Genomic DNA, 18,666 nt, shown 5'->3' with positions numbered 1-18,666 from the left:
GAAGGGCACAGAGGGAAACGCAGAGAGCTAGAAGTGAAAGTATAATTAGGTAGTAAGTGTTTTGGATTAATTTGATTGAAAAAAAGAGAGTCAGTTAGGCATTCGCATAAACTATTCCTCTATTATAAAATGAACGAGCATGCTAAGGAACGCGTACAATTCCCATTTAAAACTCGACGTAAATTCGTAACTTACCATAGATGAAACCTAAAAATCCTATTGAGCAAAATTTTATAATTGACAGGTTGACTGATTCCATTTTAAACACAATTTCGGGAGACAGCTTTCCTACCGAAATCTCAATAGTAACGAAAGCAGACTTAGATAATATTGCACCAAAAAATGGTTGGAATTTCGATTGGGAATCTGAGTTCAAGGATTTGAAAAAAGAAACTTACAAATTGACAATCGTAAACAATCCAACCATTGTCCAAGGCTTACTGACCATTACCATTGAGAGCGATCATATATTTATAGATTTGTTGGAAAGCGCACCTTTCAACGTTGGGAAGAACAAATTGTATGAAGGTGTGCCAGGGAATTTGGTGGCATATGCTTGTAAAGTTTCATTTCAAAAAGGATTTGAAGGGTATGTAGCATTTACAGCCAAAACAGTATTGATAGACCATTACGAAAAAACATTAGGTGCCTACCATTTCAAAAATCAAAGAATGATAATCGAAACAAGATCAGCCAGTATTTTGGTTGAAAAATATTTTAAAACAAACTAATATGGGACATATAAAAGAACCGAAAGGAGTGGACTTTTTGATTAAAAGCCCTCCTTTAACTGATCAAGAAAGAAAGGAAATCAGTGAATTTATTAAAGAAAGAAAATCTAAAAACCAGGCAAAAAATACTCCCTCTAAAAAGGAGAAAGTATAACATTCAATAAGTCATAAAAAATGGGAGTTCCCCAGTAAATAGTCTTGATTATCTAGAGTTGCAATGGACTGTTATGAGTCTGCCAGAAAGTATGCCGCTGAGCGAATCCAATTCGGCAAACCCATAGCAGGTTTTCAACTGGTACAGAAAAAGCTTTCCGAATTGCTGACCGAAATCACCAAAGCCCAACTCCTACCCTGGAAGTAGGTAAGATGATGAATGAGGGAAAAGCCAAAACTGTCCACATCTCCATGGCAAAGAGAAACAACGTGGACATGGCCTTGCATATCGCCCGGGAAGCCAGACAAATCCATGGAGGAATGGGCCTCACAGGAGAATATCCGATTATGCGTCATATGATGAATCTGGAATCGGTAATTACCCAATGAAGGCACGCATGATATTCACTTGCTGATTTTAGGTCAGGAGATTACGGGGATTCCGGCTTTTGTGTGAGGGTGTTTTACCGCGGAGGGCACGGAGGGTAACGCGGAGAGCGCGAAATAGATTACATGACACAGGTGATAAATTAGACTTGAATAATATTTACTTTAAATCTTATCCTACTATTTGAGAAATGAATGATAAAGACATTATTTTAAAAGCAATGATTTCTAATCCAAATAGAGCTCCTAACACTTTTTATACCCCTCACTCATTAAAGGAACATTTGTTTCCAAATCATAATACCGATCAAGTAGAGTTTATTATTAAACAAATAATAAATGAAAAACAAGAACTCATAAAAATTGAAAAAGTCAGCAGCGCCCCTTTTGCTATTTCTCCAACTGGAATAGTAGAATCATTTTTAGCAAATGGAGGATTTACTAAAATCGATCAAGATTTAGAAACTGAACTAATAAAACGGACGGAACGAGAAGTAAAAGTTGACAAACTAATGGATTTGGATTTAAAACTCAAACAGTTTGAATCAAGAATAGGAAGAAAAATAGTTATAGCGGGCATAATAATTACGATTTTGAATTTATTGATTTCTATTATTGGTTTTGAATTTCGTAGTTCTGAAAATAAGCAACCTATTGAAACACCCCAGTCAGACAAACGACAACCTATAGAAACAAAAACCAATGTAGAAGATAGTTTAAATTAATTGGAACCAAAAAATGTAAGAATTTCATTCTATAATAAGGTCGTAAGAATTAAAACCTTCCTTAAGCATACTCTTAGTGTTACACCATGCCCAACCCCAAAATCAAACAAACCCTCCGAATCCTATTTATTCTTGCAAGCATAGGTTCGCTGTATTTTGTGCCCTGGATTTTGGTGAAGGCCTGGATAGTACCCCTACCCGATTCGGTTCAGGAACAGTTGGAAGAAGGTGTTGAACAAGGATTTGATGGAATGATTGTTTACGTGGATCAGGGCGGGAAGCCCCCAGAGTTTTATGCCGCTGGCTGGCATGACCGTGATAAGAAGATACCTGCCAATCCACAAGCTTTATTTAAGATCGCCAGTATCAGCAAGCTTTACGTCGCTGTGGCGGTAGCTAAACTAGTCAAGGAAGGACGCTTGTCTTTGGACGGGACTGTCGCTGAGTACTTTCCTGAATTGGTAGGTAGAATAGAAAATGCGGATAAAATCACCCTAAAAATGATGGTCCAGCATAGATCCGGCATTCCTGATTATTCCCGTACTCCTAACTATTGGGTAGATCCACCACAAGCCTCTAGTGACAACCTTGACTTGGTACTGGATATGCCTGCTGACTTTGCACCTGACGAAAGCTATGGCTATTCCAATACGAATTACTTGTTGATCGGCGAGATACTGGATGGAGCACTGGGACATAGCCATCACCGCTATATCAAGGAGGAGATTTTGATCCCACTTGGGTTGAACAATACCTACAGTTTGCTAAGTGATGTGGATGAGATAGACGAGGTCATGAGCGGTTATTACGTGGGTTACGAAGAAGATTTGAAGTCTAATGACTTCATCAACCCAGCCGGATCCATGCTGGCTACGGCAGAAGATGTGGGCATTTTCCTTCGGGCATTAAATGATGGTTCGGTGTTCAAGGAAGGCGAACAGGAAATCTATTCTTCCATTTACGTGTACGAACACACAGGACTGCTTCCAGGCTATCAGAGTATCGCCAAGTACCACAAAGACATTGACACAGTCGTTATTCAATTTAACAATACCACCAACTTTGATGGCTACGACTGGAACTTGGCTGAAATTATCTACAACCGTGTTGTGAAAATTGTAAAGCGTTCTAGAGATTGAGCTAGTTATCAGTCCTCCCCTCTTATTACTTTGTTAATTTGGTATGCGTCCCCCAACTTTAGACTTTGTACTTTAGACTTCGGACATCCTAACAGTTAAATCACCTCCCAATAACGAAATCATGAGATCCCATTTAAACACAGCACTGCTTATTCTCATACTTTTTTGTAGTGCATGTAGCGAGCCAGTTGTGGAGCCAAAGAAACCAAACATCATTCTGATCTATGCCGATGACTTAGGAATTGGGTTGCTTAGTCATGAGGGGCAGAAAATCATCCAAACTCCCAACATAGACAAGTTGGCGCAAGATGGTATACGTTTCCAGCGCGCCTATTCCAACATGCTATGTGCTCCGGCTAGAGCTTCGCTGATCACGGGACTTCATGATTCCCATGCAAATGGCTTTCAGATCACGAATGGCACTGCCTATATGAATGCCACTAAATCCAATCTACCTGAGATTGAAAACAAGATAAATGACAAGCTAGACTCAATCCCCGAAGACCAGATTTTCCTTGGAGAAGTTGCTCAAAGAATGGGTTACAAAACCGCCCAAGTGGGTAAACTGGAATGGGGTTTTTCTGCTACAGATAAGCAAATGAAGCGTCACGGTTGGGATTACTATCTGGGCTACCTGGACCATGTGAGAGCTCATGGATTTTATCCTCCATTTCTATTCGAGAATGGGGAAATAGTGGAATTTGAAGGAAATACGCTCGTAAAAGCGGGGAAATCCGGTGAGCCGGAAACGACTGAAAACTTCGAAGAACGCTGGAATATGGAGGGTAAGGAAGTCTATTCCCAAACTATTTTCATGGACAGTATTCTCAACTTTATTGACTCGAATAAGGCCAATCCATTTTTCCTGTATTTCCCTACCCAGTTGCCACACGGGCCTGTTTCCATTCCAGCAGTTCATCCAGACTTTGTGAATGATGAGCGACTGACTCAAATCGAAAAGGAATATGCCTCTATGGTCAAGCTATTGGATGATAATGTGGGGCAGATTCTTGCAAAACTTAAGGAGAACAATTTAGAAGATAATACGATCGTCATTTTCACTGCCGACAACGGACATGAAATCTACTATAGCGAAGCTGGCAGAATTCTCAAACCCTACACCAATATGCAAACGGGCGAGCGATTTGATGATTTGGAGAGAAAATACTACAGCGACTTGGCTGGTGATGTTTTTGATGGGAATGGTGGAAGAGCTGGGATGAAACGAAGCAATTTGGAAGGAGGCATCAATGTCCCCTTGATTATCAGATGGCCCGGAAAAATAAAGAAGGGAAGAGTCAGCAATCAGCTTATCGCCAATTACGACATACTCCCTACCCTTGCTGATATTACAGGATATACACAGAAGCATAATATAGATGGCCTTTCTTTTTATAAGGAACTGGTAGAGGACAGTTCTTTTGAAGGACATGAATCTGTGGTGTATTCTTCTTACACTGGCCCCACACTTATCTCCAAGGATGGTTGGAAACTGAGAACTCACCTAAATAAGGATGCCTTTGAGCTCTATTTTTTACCAGATGATTTTAGAGAGGAAAATGATCTGTCGAAGGAATTCCCAGAGAAATTTGAAGAATTGAAAAGCAAGCTTCTGGAATTGTGTGATGGGGATTATAATAATGGGTTATACAAGTAGGCACGGATTGGGTCATCCTTTAATTTTCCGTTGACAATTGGATACCTAACTATGAAGTATTTCCTCAGTAGCAAACAAAACGGGGTTTCAGTGACCTGAAACCCCGTTTGTGAGAACTCGAATTAATCTCCTGATTAGGTAGTGGTTTCCTTTTTGTAAAAGGGCACATATTCTGGTTCCAAAGGCTTTTTACCAAGAATAATATCAGCGGCCTTTTCTGCCACCATCATTACAGGGGAATAGATATTTCCATTGGTGATATAAGGAAATACAGAAGCATCGACCACCCGAAGGTTTTCTACTCCATGAACCCTTAGCTCCGGATCAGTAACTGCCATAGGATCGACTCCCATTCTACAGGTACAACTTGGATGGTAAGCGCTCTCACCCTCTTTTGCTATAAAGTCTAGAATTTCCTCATCAGTTTGTACTTCTGCACCAGGGGACAATTCTTTTCCCATCAGCTCAGACATTGCTTCGGTCTCGATGATTTTTCTGGATAAACGAATAGCTTCACACCATTCTTTGCGTTCCTTTTCCGTAGAGAGGTAGTTGAATAAAATGCTAGGATACTCAAGTGGGTCAGCAGATTTGATCTTCACACGACCCTTCACATCCGTATTCATCGGGCCCACATGCAATTGGAAGCCATGGCCCTCGCTTGGAGCTGTACCATCATAGCGGATGGCTAGTGGCAAAAAGTGGAATTGAAGATTCGGATATTCCACGGTCTCGTTTCCGCGAATAAACCCACCTGCTTCAAAATGATTTGTAGCGCCTATTCCTTTTTTTCTAAACAGCCAATCGAAGCCGATTTTCGGAGCACGCCAAGGACTTAATGCCGGATACATACTAACCGGTTTTTTACAAGCCCACTGCACATAAACTTCCAAGTGATCCTGTAGGTCTTCTCCTACGCCTGGTAAATCATGCACAACAGGTATTCCAAGGCTTTTCAGATGCTCGGCATTACCTACACCCGACACCTGCAACAGCTGAGGAGTATTGATCGCTCCTCCACAGCAAATAATTTCTTTGGCAAAAACCTGCTCTACTTTTCCGCCTTTTTTGTATTCAACACCCACCGCTTTCTTTCCTTCAAACAGGATACGCAATACCATGGCTTCTGTCACGACATTGAGGTTCTCACGATGTTTTACTGGGTGTATATATGCTCTAGCAGCATTCAGTCTTCTTGAATTGTAGATGGTCTGATCAAACTTCCCAAAACCTTCTTGCTTATATCCATTTACATCTTCAGTCAATGGATATCCAGCTTCCTGTACTGAATTGAAAAATGCTTCAAATAATGGATTTTCACATTTAGGAGTTGTCAGCTTTAGATTTCCTTCGTCTCCACGATAATCATCCCCACCAATCAGCCTTGTTTCTACTCTTTTGAAATATGGAAGACAGTGGGCGTAATCCCATTTTTCAAGTCCTTTTTCCCCTGCCCATTTATCATAATCCATCGCATTTCCACGAATCCAGATCATACCATTGATACAACTAGAACCACCCAATACTTTACCTCTTGGCTGTGCGATTCTGCGATTGTTCATATAAGGTTCTGGATCTGAAGAGTAGCTCCAGTTATAATCTGTTCCGGTCAACAGGTAAGTGAGCGCAGCTGGCATGTGAATCCGAAAATCCCATTTGTAATCGGGTTTACCTGCTTCCAATACAAGTACTTTGTTTTTGGGATCTTCACTTAAACGGTTGGTGAGCACTGCTCCTGCTGAACCTCCTCCTATTATTATGTAGTCGTGAGTCATGAAAAGAATTCTGTTTTTTGTTCTGGGTGTAGGTCAAAGGTATCAATTTTGTTCGACTTTGTAGGACAAAAGACCTAATAGAAGTGATAGCAGGGCACTTAAGGCGGATAACTAATAAACCTTCAAATTGAAGCTAGCTGGAAATTTCTGGATTGAAAATTAGAAAAAAAAGATTGGCCTGTCCAATTATTTACCATAAGGACCATGGAAAACTGAGTATGAGAGCTTCAAAAAGCTTGAGATCTAGGAATGAAAAATGAACTAGAGAAGAAGCAATAAGCTTCACTGATCATCAATAACCTGAACTCCCCAACAACTATATCCCCACAAAATCAATCAACAAAAATATAAAAATTGAAGTAGCAGTGTTGTCAAACTTATTTTGGGAGGACAGTTGATAGACAATAGGATTTTTTATAAATTGAATAGAACGATATCTCAAGAGTAGCTTACCAGCACGATTCTCTTTTAACCTTAAAAGGCAGCTTATTATTAATTGACAACTTGCATCCACAGAAGCTCAAAAAAGTGATGAAACATTATTTGACATACAAACAATTGCTAATTTTTCTAATAGCAATTCTTAACATCACAATAGTATATGCACAATTAGAGTCATCTGATTCATTAAAAATTGACTCAATCATTAATAAATTATACAACGAAGGAAAGATCCACGGAGGGATACTTGTTGCTGAAGGTGAAAAGGTGATTTATCAAAATGCATTTGGAAAAGCTGACCGTACATTAGACCTTCCTAATACAGTTAAAACCAGATTCGTTATTAATAGTATGGGTAAAATGTTCACAGCCGTATTGACACTTCAACTGGTGGAAGATGGCTTAATTACTCTTAGCGACCCAATCTCAAAGCATTTGCCTTGGTTTACACATCCTAGAGCCAATGATATAACTATCCATCATTTATTATCACATCGTTCTGGTTTAAAGGGATATTTTGATGAGCAAATCAAAGAGGATTTAGAGTTTTTTTTACCTCAAAGGGAAGTGTTGGATAAAATGGCCATGCTTGAGTTAAACTTCGAACCAGGAACTGGTTTTGATTACACTAATACGGGTTATTTATTATTGGGTGAAGTAATTATGAAGTATAGAGAAGCAGACTACTACACTGTAGAAAACCAGAGAATATTTTTGCCACTTGGTATGAATAGCACCTATAATTCTACATCAATTTATGGACCTGGTTCGTCAGTCTATTACCTTCAAAATGGTTCACCGGCGACTCCCTTTCCGCATGGTAACTATCGAGGTGATGGAGGAGAAAAGTCAACTTTACAAGATTTGCACAAGTTTATGGTTGCTTTAGGAAATGATAAGCTTCTTAAACCAGAAAGTTGGAATTTGATGTTCCAAAAACACTCCTACCCAAAAGAGGCCAGTCGCCCTTTTGGTGCACATTTTGAACCATATGGATATGGTTGTAGCGTAATGGATTTACCATTTAAAGGTGAAAATAAAGCTTTGGCAATAGGTCATGGAGGAGCAGGGTATGGCTCATCAAATTATATGTTAAAGTTTATCGAGAGTAACAGGATTATAATTCATTGGAACAATGAATTTCTGACACCCCTTCCTCCTGAATTATTGGAAGAACTTGCAAAACTTTAAATTCATCAAAACCGAATCTTCTGGTATAAAACGACCATTCATATTAATCATTTGCATATAAACCTCCTAGGAAATCTATAATCTAAGATGAAAACATTCGGAAAGCTGACGTACATATTGTTAATAGGCCTGACCTTTATGCAGGCGGGAGCGAGTCTTTTTGCCATAACAGTGAATGTTTCAACTTTGATAGAGTCACCACCAGCATCTCTTGTATCCGCTCAAGGTCCTTATGCTTTTAACCCAGATTTGTTTTGGGAGAAATTCCCAACATTAGTCTTGATCACACTTTTGCTTGCCTTAGTATTCAACTGGAAAAGTTCATTACGGAAATGGGTGCTGGCTGGAGGTTTAGTCTGGATTTTATCCGGACTGGTGGTCTTTATTTTATTAAGCCCGGCTCAGACAGAATTTTTATCAACAGAGTTCACAAATACAGTAGACCAAGAGCTAATAGCCCTAGGAAAAACTTGGAGAAATTACAGTTTATTGTTCATGTCACTTTCTGCTCTGAGCGGTTTTATTTACCTGTCAGGATTATTTTCCAATAACAAACAAAATAGGTGAACAGTCTAAATCAGTCTACAAGCTACACAATGTACTGCTGTCATTAATTTCTCATAGCCGAAATTGACCAAAAAAAACCTCTCGAAATAAATCCGAGAGGCCTTTTATATTAAGTATTTTCAGTGATTTAATACATTGAGGCATAGGGTCCTCCGTCAACCTTTTCCTTTCATAAGTAGTTCTCCGTACTCTTCTACCGTAATTATTCCACCTTGAGCAGATACTTCACTATCCCGTTCAGGCAAGGCATCCTGTAGCGCATCAATGCGTTTCCAATTAGGAGTCAATGGCTTTTCGAAGTCTGATTGAGGCACATATTTAGAAGTCTTCAAACGCTTATAGGTGTGGATGTAGCGTGGGCAATTGACAAAAATTTCAGTGATTGTAATACGCACAACTAAATCAGATCCTTTGAATTCTTTCATCAAGGGATCCATCTTGTCTATGCTTGCGGTACCATGTATTCGAACTCGGTGGGGAGTCTCAAAATCAATAAGCAACATCCCAATTTTATCATTTGAATTGATATTGCCCATGGAAAGAAACATTCCATTCCCATCGTAGCTTGGGAATGCAAGGGTTTTACTGTCAATAATTCTAAGAAATCCAGGTTTCCCTCCTTTGTATGAGCAAGTAGGGTAACCACGATGATCGATTGAGGTTAGAAAAAACATGTCTCTACTTTCGATAAAAGCTTGATGCTGCTCTGTGATTTCAGATAAAACAGTAATTTCATTAAGTCTGTCAGCCAATTTATTTGTGTCAAACTTTTCCTGTAAACGCCTGTGCTGCACTCCGTATATTTCACTCATTTTGAAATTATTTAGTTCATCAAATTCATCTTAATGCTTAAATTTTGACGACAATGGATTGTTCATATTAAGGTAATAAATTAATATAAGAAACTCTAAATCAGCTCTATAATATTTAAATAGAAGACTTTCACATTAGATAGAGCAAGGGATGCTTTAGCAGTCAAATATAGATTTTGTGCTATTTTAATGAAGGATCGAATAGAAAAACTGAACGGAATTATCGCTCTCTCGCACTAAGAAGAGAGGGAACACTACCCGTAAATTAAAACTGCAAATCCAAAACCTATCGTAGTTTTTACTCGCTTGGATTTTCAAAAAAACAGAACGCAGTGGAAGCGTAGCAAGCTGGGAGGAAACCATTAAAGCGAATAGCTTTAGCAAATGACCGAAAACCTATCCCTGCTGATATAGGCGTATTTACTGGCATCGCCAAACCTTTTGAATTAGTACTTATAATAAAATAAAAAAATGCAAAAGCATTGGTTGAGGTCTTGCCAGAATGACCAGAGCGAGATGACCGCCCCACTTGCCATATAGAGACCCTAGGCAAAAAAAAGAGCCTCTCGAAATAAATCCGAGAGGCTCATCCTTTATGTTTGACTTACTGATTACTTCGTCTTTGGAAGGACGTTTGAAATCAGTGATACTTTTTCGATTGGTTCAGAAGCATTAGAGTAGATTCTCACTACTGAATTTTGCTTGCCCATTTTACCAGCTGAATTGAAAGATACTTTGATCTCAGAAGTTTTCCCTGGAGCGATAGGCTCTTTTGGCCAGCTTGGTACAGTACATCCACAAGTTGCTGCTACATTCGAAATGATCAGAGGAGTAGATCCTGTATTTGTCAACTGAAATGTGTGTTCTACTTTATCTCCTTGGGTGATGTCACCGAAATCAATTGATTTTTCTTTGAAAGTGATTGCTGCACCACTTTGTTCCTGAGCATTGGCATTAAATGCAAACACCAAAGCAAAGACGGTAAATAGTAATCCTAATTTTTTCATAGCTATAGTTATTTGGTTTTCAAATATTCAATTTTTTGTATCAACTTCAAAATAACGGATTTTAAAGCTTTTGGATGCCCTCTTTCCAGATTATATCGAAAATACCTTGCCAAAAATGATTTTCAAGTGCTGCTTTTTAAAGTTAACCACAGAGCACACAGCTATGAGTTTGACAATACTGCTTCTTGAAAAGCAGCACAACTTTTCTACCAACACTAAAATTTTCACACTACTCACAACTCACCACTTACTCTTTTAACATTTCACCTCTCACCTCTCACCTCTCACCTCCTACATACTACCGTTTACGACTTACGACTCACCACTGACCCTTTTTACCTACCAATTCCTACCTCTCACATCTCACTATATCTTGATACTCAAGTCAAGTGCTGATTTTTAAAGTTAACCACAGAGCACACGGCTATGAGTTTATAAATACTGCTTCTGGAGAAGCAGCACAACTTTTCTACCAACACTAAAATTTTCACACTACTCACAACTAACCACTTACACTTTTTACAATTCACCTCTCACCTCCTACATCCCCCCCCTTACAGCTTACGACTCACCACTGCCCCTTCTTACTTACGTCTAGCATCTAAAATCTTACCTACTTCAAAACTCCGAATCATCACTCTCCTTAGGCTTCACAAAGAATACCGGCGCAAAATTCACTAGGTATAATTCCTCAGTAGCACGGGTAATAGCGGTATAAAGCCATCTGGTAAAATCCTTATCTACTTGATTTTCTGGCAAGTACCCCTGATCAACAAAAACAGCCTTCCACTGCCCTCCTTGTGCTTTGTGACAAGTCAAGGCATAGGCAAACTTGATTTGCAGTGCATTTAGAAAGGGATCTTTCTTGATCAATTCCCTTCGCTCCGCCTTACTAGCCACATCTGCATAGTCTTCAGACACTTGCTGGTAAAGGCTCCTATACTGATCTCGAGTAAGTGAAGGACTTGGGGAATAAAGCGTGTCTAAAATCACCTTGGCCTCAAAATGCGGCTCATCTGGATAATCTAATAAACGTAGCTCTAGTGTGGCAAATCGGAGCCCATAGAACTCCTCGAAAGATCGGATTTTCATCACCTCTGCCATGTCTCCATTCGCTAAGAAATTCACCTTTTCGGATTCAGCCATATAGGTGTAATTGTTCTTCACGATCATCAATAAGTCTCCAGAACTGATTTCATCCTCAAAAAAATGGATCGTTCGCCGGATATATAGATTGTATTGCACCGCCGCCTTATTGGACCTGGTAATGATGGTCGTATTCTCCGTACCAAACTTGTCATAGGCATACCGCAAGCCATCTTCCAGCCGCTCTCCAGTCATTTTGAAGGTATCCTTGAACTGACTTGTGCTGATCTGAACTACCTGCTTCTCCTGCAGCAATTGATATCTAAGATTGGTGGCATTGAAAAGAATCCCTGATTCGAGTCGCTGCCGCATCACCTCCGTCAATTCTATAAAGTCTGCATCCAGTCGAAAATGCCTCAGTAAGTAATCTGCTTCAAGAGCTGGACTGAACTCAGACCCTACAGGTGGAAGCTGAGCCGTATCTCCTACTAAGATCAGTCGATTATTCTGACCGTGGAAAACAAAGCTGATCAAATCCCCAAGCAAATTGCCCGACATGCCCCCATCATCTGCCAGCATGGATGATTCATCTATAATAAAAACTGTGTCTTTGTAATAATTCTTTTGCAGGATAAATCCCCCACCCAAACTACCGTCTTCCGCCTTGGGCTTATAGATTATCTTGTGGATGGTATAAGCTGCGCGTCCTGAGTAATTGCTCATTACCTTGGCAGCACGACCAGTAGGTGCGAGCAAAAGTGAGCGCATGGATAATTTGGGAAGTGCCTTCACCAAAGCTGAGATCACAGAAGTCTTCCCTGTACCCGCATAGCCACGAAGGACGAAAGTTGGCTTTTTCTCCGGCTCCATCAATAGGAAGTAATCCATTTTGGAAAAAAAAGCAGCCTGGCCAGGTGTAGGCTCAAATGGAAAATATTTACTTAGCAGTGCGGAAGGCCTCGGCAATGACTCCTTATCTTTACTCATACAAACGAATGTAAATGTCAAAAGACCAAATCAGCAAGGAAATCGAATCAAAGTTCGGAAATCATCTCAGATCACGAGTAAACGGTGTCCTGATCGAAGATGAAAAAATCCTGATGATCAAACATTTAATGGGCAATGGTAGGTTCTTATGGTCTGTTCCCGGTGGAGGCATGCATTTTGGTCATACAGCCACTGAAAATTTAAAACGCGAGTTTTCTGAGGAAACTGGCCTAGATATAGAAGTAAAAGACTATCTTTTCATCCACGAATACCTTGCAACACCACTCCATGCGATGGAACATTTCTTTCGGGTGGAAAAAATTGGAGGAAAATTAGCACTTGGTACGGATCCTGAACTCTACCCAGATTCTCAAATTATCGAAGAAATCTGCTGGATGGACATAAATCAAATCCGATCATTGCCTAATGAAGCCCTTCATCAAATCTTTTGGGGAATAAAATCGCTAGAGGACTTAGTATTGTTGCGAGGATATTTTAATTTTGAAAATAATTCTCTAAAATAGCACGATTTAAAACCTTCAACCTTACCCAGATTCTTAAAATTTTAGCAAATGAATTTATCAAAAGTACTATCCTTGGTCTTCTTAGTAGTTGCAATCGGTCTCGGCTACCTTCTCTGGAAAGGTGTTGAAGACGTAGTAGAGGAAGAAAAAAGAATTGCTCTAATCGAAGCAGCAATTATCGAAAAATTGCAAATGCTTAGAGATGCAGAGCTTGCGTTCCAAGCTTCTAACGGTAGATATGCCGAGAATTGGAATGAACTGAAAGCATTTATCCAAAACGGTCAAATCTGGCTTGTACAGAGAACTGAAACTACCAAAGTTTTAGACTACGGTGCTGAAGAAGTTACAGTAGAATTTGACACCCTTGGTTCTGTACCAGTGATCGATTCTCTATTCAACGAAAGAAAGTATCCTGACTTCAAGTTAGATGCCTTAGCAGTTGTACCTGGTTCTGGCGGAAAGCAGTTTGAATTCTTCGCAGACAAAGTGGAAAGAAATTCTTACGAAATCTCTGTATTCGAGATTAGAGATCCAGCTCCAGTGAATCCAAAAAGAAGATTGAACAACAACGAAAAAGCCTTGAAAGTAGGTTCAAGAACAGATGCCTCTACTGAAGGTAACTGGAAATAAAACCTCCTATTTTGGAAAGCAACCTCAAAGTATTTAAAAGTGATAGGTTTGATGTGGAAGACGCCGCAAGCCTATCACTTTTTTTGTATCCTGATTTTCTGTTCATTTTTGCTAAGGACAAGAACCAGTCAAACATCTGTATTCACGAATACATGAATTTTGATTGGAATTCTTTAGAGCAATTGGTGATCTCAGACCATTTACTCAAAGCTGACATTCCAGCTACTGTATATCTGCATCAAAAGAATTTCAGCTTGGTTCCTGGCGTTTTGTATCAGCCAGGAGAAGAAGCATCGTACCTGGCTTTTGCGACAGATCAGCAAGCCAATGCCAGCTATTTCAATACTCCCCTAGACAGCAACAACCTGCAGGTCATATCGGCTATCTCAGGCAAGCTAAAGAAGTCACTGGAAGCCCGCTTCTCTGAATTGACTTTTCATCATGGCTCGGTCTCCTTCCTTTCTTATTTATTCAAAGAACGATTTAACTTAATCGGGCAGGAGATCTTAATCAGCATCTTTGGAAATCAAATCTATGCTGCCGCATTTTCCAATCAGGAATTGGCAGCCTTCAATGTATTTTCGATCGAGTCCAAAGAAGATGTCTTGAAATACGCATTGATCCTGATCAAACAATTAAAATTTGATCGAAATCACGTACGCATTTCTCTATTCGGGGCTAGCAGCAAAAGTGGTATTACAGAAAACTGGGGGAAGGAATATTTCCATCATTTCCGCCTCTTGACTCCTCATACCAATCAGAATTTCACACACGGATTCAAGCATTTGAAATCAGTTAATCTTTTTGAAACCAATTGGCAATTTGATTGACCCATGAAATCCTTGACGATGCTATCTTCAGGCATCAAAGCTTCCATGTGGCCATTGAAAAACTAAAATAATCAAATGAAAAAGACTGCCATTTTCCCTGGTTCATTCGACCCATACACCCTTGGGCATCACGATATTGTGATGAGAAGCCTCAATATATTTGATGAAGTAATTATCGGGATTGGCTATAATTCCACAAAGAAATCTAGGTACTTTGAGATCGATGAGATGGTCAAAAAAGTAGAAAGTGTTTATGAAAACATCCCAGGAGTAAAGGTGATTGTCTATAATGAACTAACCTCTACACTTGCCAAAAAACATAATGCCCAATTCCTAGTGAGAGGTTTGAGAAACACCACAGATTTTGAGTATGAGAACACCATCAGCCAAATGAATCGCTATCTAAATGCTGACTTGGAAACTGTCTTCCTGATCACTTCGCCTAGGTATGCTGCCATCAGCTCCACTATCATACGAGAAGTACATCGCTTTGGCGGTGATGTATCAGAATTCCTTCCTTACAACGTCTGAGGCTTACGATGCGCTTTGATGTGTTGCTTAAAAAGAAAACGCATAGATGGATAAGAATTAATCAAAGCGATTTTAGCATCGCCCTCATAGAACCATCGAATATCCTGAATCCCCTCTTCTTCCTGAGGAGACATGTGAGAATCATCTAAGCAGTCCATTTCAAACCAGTAGGTCTTTTTCAAAATGCTCTTCCTATTTTGTGTATAGGTGTGCCAAGTGTTGCAGATCTTGGTGCCTGCTTTTACTTTCACAGCGCATTCTTCCTCCACTTCACGCACCGCACACTCCTTAGGAGTTTCGCCTTTCTCAAACTTTCCCTTCGGGAAATCCCACTTCCCTAGTCGAAAAATCAGCAGCATTTGATTCTTTTTAGATACTATGCCGCCAGCTGCTTTGATAATCGAGAAACGACTTTTTACAAACTTTTTTAGTGCAGGCTGATCTTTAGAGACCAAGGTGATTGAATCTAAATCTTTCAGTTTACGCGTTCGCAGAATATACAGCAAGCGAATAATCAAATCATGAGAAGGCTCATGAAAAAGTACGTCGTCCTTCCATAGTATATGGTCTGGCAATTCCTCATCTTGCTGATAAACAGTATCATAAGACTTCGAAGGATTTAACTCCTCGTAGCTTATCAGATCAAATGGTTTGTCATTCACGAAGATTCTCATGGCTGAATCAAAGGTTTGGCGTGGTAGTAATTAGTCAAAAGTGCATAAATTTTTCACTTGCTACAACCTTAGCCTGAGTTAATCTCTTATTTTTGAGTCATGGAAATTTTAGACGCGAATGTAGCTGCTGAAGTAGCTGATAAATTATTGGAAATTCAAGCGATTAGACTTCAACCTGAAAAGCCTTTCACCTGGGCTTCTGGCTGGAAATCACCTATTTACTGTGACAATAGGCTTTCACTATCTTTTCCTAAGGTTCGTACCATGATCAAAGAACAATTGGTAAGAAGCATTCAGCATTATTTCCCAGATGTGGAAGCCATCGCTGGAGTAGCTACGGCAGGTATTCCTCAGGGAGCTCTGCTAGCCAATGATCTTGATCTACCATTTATCTACGTCCGCTCCAAGGCAAAGGGCCATGGAATGGAAAACATGATCGAAGGCAAAGTCGTACCTGGGCAAAAAGTAGTTGTAGTGGAAGACTTGGTCTCTACGGGAGGCAGTTCACTCAAAGCAACCCAAGATTTGCTAGATGCAGGATTTGAAGTAATGGGTATGGTTGCTATTTTCAGCTATGGATTTGATCTGGCTGCGCAAAACTTCGAGAAAGCTGGTGTAAAACTTATTTGCTTAAGTCATTATGAAGCCATGCTTCCAATGGCTGTTCAGAGAAATTACATTACAGACGACACTCTAGAATCACTTTCAGAATGGAGAAATGATCCGGCTAGCTGGAAACAATAAAATCTATTTGCACCAACAAAGGCAGTGAGAAATCACTGCTTTTGTTCGTTTAAGGCCAAACCAATACTAAGGTCGATTTTCAACAAACCTTTAGCCTTTCAAATCCAAGTCTCCGGGACTTTTAGGTAGGTATTTTCGAAGTAAACCAAGCAGGATATAAACCAAACAAGCTCCAACAAAAAGCCATTTGCTACTGGTGAAGAAAGAAGCTAAGTATCCTAAAAATATATGCTCAGTAGGGAAACTTAAGATTAATCCAGACACCAATAAATTCTCCATCAAGTCTAACATCGCAACTACCAATGGCAAAATCAATATGTTTTTGCCTGTCAATAGCTTCCGGAAAATGCCGGTAAGAAGTAAAAAATACACCAGAATATAAGGCATATCCACTGTCCAAATGACGATCAAATACTGCTCCCTCAATTTCTCACCCATATTTTCAAGTGCAGCATAGGCCTCATTTGCTGAATATGCAAAACGAAGATCTAATGCTAATCCTTTGGGCATTAATATATTGAGAAGTAAGTTCATTAAAATAAATGTCGCAGCAAGCGCCAGCAGAATGGCCGGTTTATCTAATTTTTTGAAAAGTGAATCCATGAAAAAATGGTTTTAAAATTGAATACTAATTAATCTATGCTTTTCTAGATTAAAGTCAATCCACAAAAATGCAAATACTCGATTTTTTTAGCTTTTAAACCAACTGGCATACATGGGATAGTTTTTGGCGGTTCTGCTAATTACTTCATCCATGGCAGCACCAGTATCCTTGATTTTTTTAGCAGGCATACCGGCATAAATCGAGTTGGCTTCTACAATAGTATTAGCCAAAACTACCGCACCAGCAGCGATCACCGCACCAGAATGAACCACAGCACCATCCATCACGATAGCTCCCATTCCTATCAATACTCGATCGTGAATGGTACAGCCATGCACGACGGCATTATGAGCGATTGATACTTGATTCCCAATATATGTCCCCGCCTTTTGGTAAGTACAATGGATCACCGCACCATCCTGAATATTGGTATCATCTCCTATTCGTATCTCATGCACATCTCCACGAATCACTGCATTAAACCATACGGTACAGTTGTTACCCATGATCACGTCACCTACTACGGTGGAATTTGGTGCCAACCAGCATCTGTCTCCAAAGACTGGGTTTTTACCATTTACTTCTAAAAGCAATGCCATATTTACTGAAATTATTGAGCGTCAATTAAACTTACTACTAAAACAAAGTTTCACTTTTTCTTTTCAGTATTGAACTTTTTACCAAAATTTGAGTTTCCGTGTATATACATCTAAAATCGAAAACAACTCACAACAATGAAAATTTTCCAACAAACTGGCCTTGTTTTGGCGGCCGCTCTTTTGACTTTTGCTTGTAGCAAACCTGCAGACACTGTAGAAGCCACTGACGCTCAGGAAGTAGCTTCATCTGAAGGAACTACCCTAACACTGAATCAAGAAGCTTCTAAAATAGCTTGGATGGGTTACAAGCCAACAGGACAGCATCATGGTGTAATCCCTGCTACTACAGGCACAATGACTGTAAATGGCACAGAAGTAACTGGTGGCACATTCTCTTTTGACATCTCTGCACTTGAAATCCACGATATGGAAGAAGGTACTGAAATGCATGGCAAATTGAAAAACCACCTTCAGTCAGATGATTTCTTCGATGCAGAAAATCACCCAACTGCTACTTTCGAAATCACTGCTGTTGAGCCTTTCTCTGCAGATGATGTGATATCTGACGAAGAACAATTTGCTTCTGATAACACTCCGAAAGCAAACAGCGAACTTTCTCCAGAAAGTCCTAACTACTGGGTAAGCGGTAACTTGACAATGAGAGGAACTACCAAAAACATCAAATTCCCTGCAGCTATCCAGGTAGCCGACGGATCTGTGACTGCGAAAGCTGGTTTCAACATCGATAGAACCGATTGGGGACTTGCTTATGGTGACGAAGCTACCGTAGCTGATAAGGCTAAAGACAAATTCGTTTACAACAACGTTGGATTAGTATTGGATGTGAAAGCCAATTAATCTTAACAAACTCA

20 protein-coding genes and 1 pseudogene are annotated in these 18,666 nt (G+C 39.8%); 14 read left to right on the top strand and 7 right to left on the bottom strand.

Annotated features, from left to right (window positions below):
* The first annotated feature begins 200 nt into the window (after window positions 1–200).
* The 6 genes and pseudogenes from LV85_RS04935 to LV85_RS04915 all read left to right on the top strand — a co-directional run bounded on the left by LV85_RS04935 (window position 201) and on the right by LV85_RS04915 (window position 4,792).
* Complete coding sequence (locus LV85_RS04935) at window positions 201–731, top strand: hypothetical protein (RefSeq protein WP_111317069.1); 531 nt, start codon at window positions 201–203, stop codon at window positions 729–731.
* Window position 732: 1 nt separating this feature from the next.
* Entirely contained in the window at window positions 733–885 is a 153-nt protein-coding gene (locus LV85_RS22150) for a hypothetical protein (RefSeq protein WP_170125599.1), read from the top strand.
* A 60-nt stretch (window positions 886–945) separates the two neighbouring features.
* Window positions 946–1,341, top strand: a pseudogene (locus LV85_RS04930) (acyl-CoA dehydrogenase family protein); the annotation flags it as partial.
* 121 nt (window positions 1,342–1,462) lie between these two features.
* Complete coding sequence (locus LV85_RS04925; RefSeq protein ID WP_111317068.1) at window positions 1,463–1,996, top strand: hypothetical protein; 534 nt, start codon at window positions 1,463–1,465, stop codon at window positions 1,994–1,996.
* Between the two features lie 86 nt (window positions 1,997–2,082).
* The gene (locus LV85_RS04920; protein ID WP_111317067.1) at window positions 2,083–3,135 is read left to right on the top strand and encodes a serine hydrolase domain-containing protein; all 1,053 of its coding nucleotides are present in this window, start codon (window positions 2,083–2,085) and stop codon (window positions 3,133–3,135) included.
* Between the two features lie 121 nt (window positions 3,136–3,256).
* Window positions 3,257–4,792: an arylsulfatase gene (locus tag LV85_RS04915; RefSeq protein ID WP_111317066.1), complete on the top strand. Its 1,536-nt coding sequence runs from the start codon at window positions 3,257–3,259 to the stop codon at window positions 4,790–4,792.
* A 134-nt stretch (window positions 4,793–4,926) separates the two neighbouring features.
* On the opposite strand, the gene betA is transcribed toward LV85_RS04915, so the two are convergent.
* Complete coding sequence (gene betA / locus LV85_RS04910; RefSeq protein WP_111317065.1) at window positions 4,927–6,567, bottom strand: choline dehydrogenase; 1,641 nt, start codon at window positions 6,565–6,567, stop codon at window positions 4,927–4,929.
* A gap of 531 nt (window positions 6,568–7,098) precedes the next feature.
* Between betA and LV85_RS04905 the strand changes: the two genes are divergently transcribed.
* Together LV85_RS04905 and LV85_RS04900 are read left to right on the top strand one after the other, a co-directional pair.
* The gene (locus LV85_RS04905; protein WP_146260432.1) at window positions 7,099–8,199 is read left to right on the top strand and encodes a serine hydrolase domain-containing protein; all 1,101 of its coding nucleotides are present in this window, start codon (window positions 7,099–7,101) and stop codon (window positions 8,197–8,199) included.
* 87 nt (window positions 8,200–8,286) lie between these two features.
* Window positions 8,287–8,766: a hypothetical protein gene (locus LV85_RS04900; RefSeq protein ID WP_111317063.1), complete on the top strand. Its 480-nt coding sequence runs from the start codon at window positions 8,287–8,289 to the stop codon at window positions 8,764–8,766.
* Window positions 8,767–8,921: 155 nt separating this feature from the next.
* Here LV85_RS04900 and LV85_RS04895 read toward each other — a convergent pair whose 3' ends face one another.
* From LV85_RS04895 to LV85_RS04885, 3 genes are all read right to left on the bottom strand, one after another.
* Window positions 8,922–9,578 carry a pyridoxamine 5'-phosphate oxidase family protein gene (locus LV85_RS04895; protein WP_111317062.1) on the bottom strand — a complete coding sequence of 219 codons (657 nt, stop codon included), beginning with the start codon at window positions 9,576–9,578 and terminating at the stop codon, window positions 8,922–8,924.
* A 611-nt stretch (window positions 9,579–10,189) separates the two neighbouring features.
* Window positions 10,190–10,585: a DUF1573 domain-containing protein gene (locus tag LV85_RS04890; RefSeq protein WP_111317061.1), complete on the bottom strand. Its 396-nt coding sequence runs from the start codon at window positions 10,583–10,585 to the stop codon at window positions 10,190–10,192.
* A gap of 618 nt (window positions 10,586–11,203) precedes the next feature.
* Window positions 11,204–12,658 carry an ATP-dependent DNA helicase gene (locus tag LV85_RS04885; RefSeq protein ID WP_111317060.1) on the bottom strand — a complete coding sequence of 485 codons (1,455 nt, stop codon included), beginning with the start codon at window positions 12,656–12,658 and terminating at the stop codon, window positions 11,204–11,206.
* Between the two features lie 14 nt (window positions 12,659–12,672).
* Here LV85_RS04885 and LV85_RS04880 point away from each other — a divergent pair, with 14 nt between their 5' ends.
* The 4 genes from LV85_RS04880 (at window position 12,673) to coaD (ending at window position 15,173) form a co-directional block, all read left to right on the top strand.
* Window positions 12,673–13,182 carry an NUDIX domain-containing protein gene (locus tag LV85_RS04880; protein WP_111317059.1) on the top strand — a complete coding sequence of 170 codons (510 nt, stop codon included), beginning with the start codon at window positions 12,673–12,675 and terminating at the stop codon, window positions 13,180–13,182.
* 48 nt (window positions 13,183–13,230) lie between these two features.
* Complete coding sequence (locus LV85_RS04875; RefSeq protein WP_111317058.1) at window positions 13,231–13,812, top strand: hypothetical protein; 582 nt, start codon at window positions 13,231–13,233, stop codon at window positions 13,810–13,812.
* Between the two features lie 11 nt (window positions 13,813–13,823).
* A complete protein-coding gene (locus tag LV85_RS04870; protein ID WP_158531143.1) occupies window positions 13,824–14,642 on the top strand; it encodes a DUF3822 family protein in 819 nt (272 codons plus the stop codon).
* Between the two features lie 75 nt (window positions 14,643–14,717).
* Window positions 14,718–15,173 (top strand): pantetheine-phosphate adenylyltransferase, encoded by a 456-nt coding sequence (gene coaD / locus LV85_RS04865; protein WP_111317056.1) that lies wholly within the window; start codon window positions 14,718–14,720, stop codon window positions 15,171–15,173.
* Here coaD and LV85_RS04860 read toward each other — a convergent pair.
* Window positions 15,161–15,847, bottom strand: a complete 687-nt coding sequence (locus tag LV85_RS04860; RefSeq protein WP_111317055.1) for an NUDIX hydrolase — start codon at window positions 15,845–15,847, stop codon at window positions 15,161–15,163. The genes coaD and LV85_RS04860 overlap by 13 nt on opposite strands.
* Before the next feature lie 99 nt (window positions 15,848–15,946).
* Here LV85_RS04860 and pyrE point away from each other — a divergent pair, with 99 nt between their 5' ends.
* Complete coding sequence (gene pyrE, locus LV85_RS04855) at window positions 15,947–16,591, top strand: orotate phosphoribosyltransferase (RefSeq protein ID WP_111317054.1); 645 nt, start codon at window positions 15,947–15,949, stop codon at window positions 16,589–16,591.
* A gap of 90 nt (window positions 16,592–16,681) precedes the next feature.
* On the opposite strand, the gene LV85_RS04850 is transcribed toward pyrE, so the two are convergent.
* Window positions 16,682–17,194, bottom strand: coding sequence for a hypothetical protein (locus LV85_RS04850; protein ID WP_111317053.1), 513 nt, complete (start codon window positions 17,192–17,194; stop codon window positions 16,682–16,684).
* A gap of 87 nt (window positions 17,195–17,281) precedes the next feature.
* The gene (locus LV85_RS04845; protein WP_111317052.1) at window positions 17,282–17,794 is read right to left on the bottom strand and encodes a gamma carbonic anhydrase family protein; all 513 of its coding nucleotides are present in this window, start codon (window positions 17,792–17,794) and stop codon (window positions 17,282–17,284) included.
* Between the two features lie 135 nt (window positions 17,795–17,929).
* On the opposite strand from LV85_RS04845, the gene LV85_RS04840 reads away from it, so the two are divergent.
* A complete protein-coding gene (locus tag LV85_RS04840; protein ID WP_111317051.1) occupies window positions 17,930–18,652 on the top strand; it encodes a YceI family protein in 723 nt (240 codons plus the stop codon).
* Window positions 18,653–18,666 lie beyond the last annotated feature (14 nt).

The sequence above is a fragment of the Algoriphagus chordae genome, assembly GCF_003254055.1.
GTDB classification, from domain to species: domain Bacteria; phylum Bacteroidota; class Bacteroidia; order Cytophagales; family Cyclobacteriaceae; genus Algoriphagus; species Algoriphagus chordae.
The sequence above is the reverse complement of the archived record's forward strand: the minus strand, read 5'-3'. Positions and strand labels throughout refer to the sequence as shown.

What these genes read in the sequence shown, in the direction of transcription:
- LV85_RS04935 (WP_111317069.1), top strand. Translation starts at nt 201, where the DNA reads ATGAAACCTAAAAATCCTATTGAGCAAAATTTTATAATTGACAGGTTG.
- LV85_RS22150 (WP_170125599.1), top strand. Translation starts at nt 733, where the DNA reads ATGGGACATATAAAAGAACCGAAAGGAGTGGACTTTTTGATTAAAAGC.
- LV85_RS04925 (WP_111317068.1), top strand. Translation starts at nt 1,463, where the DNA reads ATGAATGATAAAGACATTATTTTAAAAGCAATGATTTCTAATCCAAAT.
- LV85_RS04920 (WP_111317067.1), top strand. Translation starts at nt 2,083, where the DNA reads ATGCCCAACCCCAAAATCAAACAAACCCTCCGAATCCTATTTATTCTT.
- LV85_RS04915 (WP_111317066.1), top strand. Translation starts at nt 3,257, where the DNA reads ATGAGATCCCATTTAAACACAGCACTGCTTATTCTCATACTTTTTTGT.
- betA (WP_111317065.1), bottom strand. Translation starts at nt 6,567, where the DNA reads ATGACTCACGACTACATAATAATAGGAGGAGGTTCAGCAGGAGCAGTG.
- LV85_RS04905 (WP_146260432.1), top strand. Translation starts at nt 7,099, where the DNA reads ATGAAACATTATTTGACATACAAACAATTGCTAATTTTTCTAATAGCA.
- LV85_RS04900 (WP_111317063.1), top strand. Translation starts at nt 8,287, where the DNA reads ATGAAAACATTCGGAAAGCTGACGTACATATTGTTAATAGGCCTGACC.
- LV85_RS04895 (WP_111317062.1), bottom strand. Translation starts at nt 9,578, where the DNA reads ATGAGTGAAATATACGGAGTGCAGCACAGGCGTTTACAGGAAAAGTTT.
- LV85_RS04890 (WP_111317061.1), bottom strand. Translation starts at nt 10,585, where the DNA reads ATGAAAAAATTAGGATTACTATTTACCGTCTTTGCTTTGGTGTTTGCA.
- LV85_RS04885 (WP_111317060.1), bottom strand. Translation starts at nt 12,658, where the DNA reads ATGAGTAAAGATAAGGAGTCATTGCCGAGGCCTTCCGCACTGCTAAGT.
- LV85_RS04880 (WP_111317059.1), top strand. Translation starts at nt 12,673, where the DNA reads ATGTCAAAAGACCAAATCAGCAAGGAAATCGAATCAAAGTTCGGAAAT.
- LV85_RS04875 (WP_111317058.1), top strand. Translation starts at nt 13,231, where the DNA reads ATGAATTTATCAAAAGTACTATCCTTGGTCTTCTTAGTAGTTGCAATC.
- coaD (WP_111317056.1), top strand. Translation starts at nt 14,718, where the DNA reads ATGAAAAAGACTGCCATTTTCCCTGGTTCATTCGACCCATACACCCTT.
- LV85_RS04860 (WP_111317055.1), bottom strand. Translation starts at nt 15,847, where the DNA reads ATGAGAATCTTCGTGAATGACAAACCATTTGATCTGATAAGCTACGAG.
- pyrE (WP_111317054.1), top strand. Translation starts at nt 15,947, where the DNA reads ATGGAAATTTTAGACGCGAATGTAGCTGCTGAAGTAGCTGATAAATTA.
- LV85_RS04850 (WP_111317053.1), bottom strand. Translation starts at nt 17,194, where the DNA reads ATGGATTCACTTTTCAAAAAATTAGATAAACCGGCCATTCTGCTGGCG.
- LV85_RS04845 (WP_111317052.1), bottom strand. Translation starts at nt 17,794, where the DNA reads ATGGCATTGCTTTTAGAAGTAAATGGTAAAAACCCAGTCTTTGGAGAC.
- LV85_RS04840 (WP_111317051.1), top strand. Translation starts at nt 17,930, where the DNA reads ATGAAAATTTTCCAACAAACTGGCCTTGTTTTGGCGGCCGCTCTTTTG.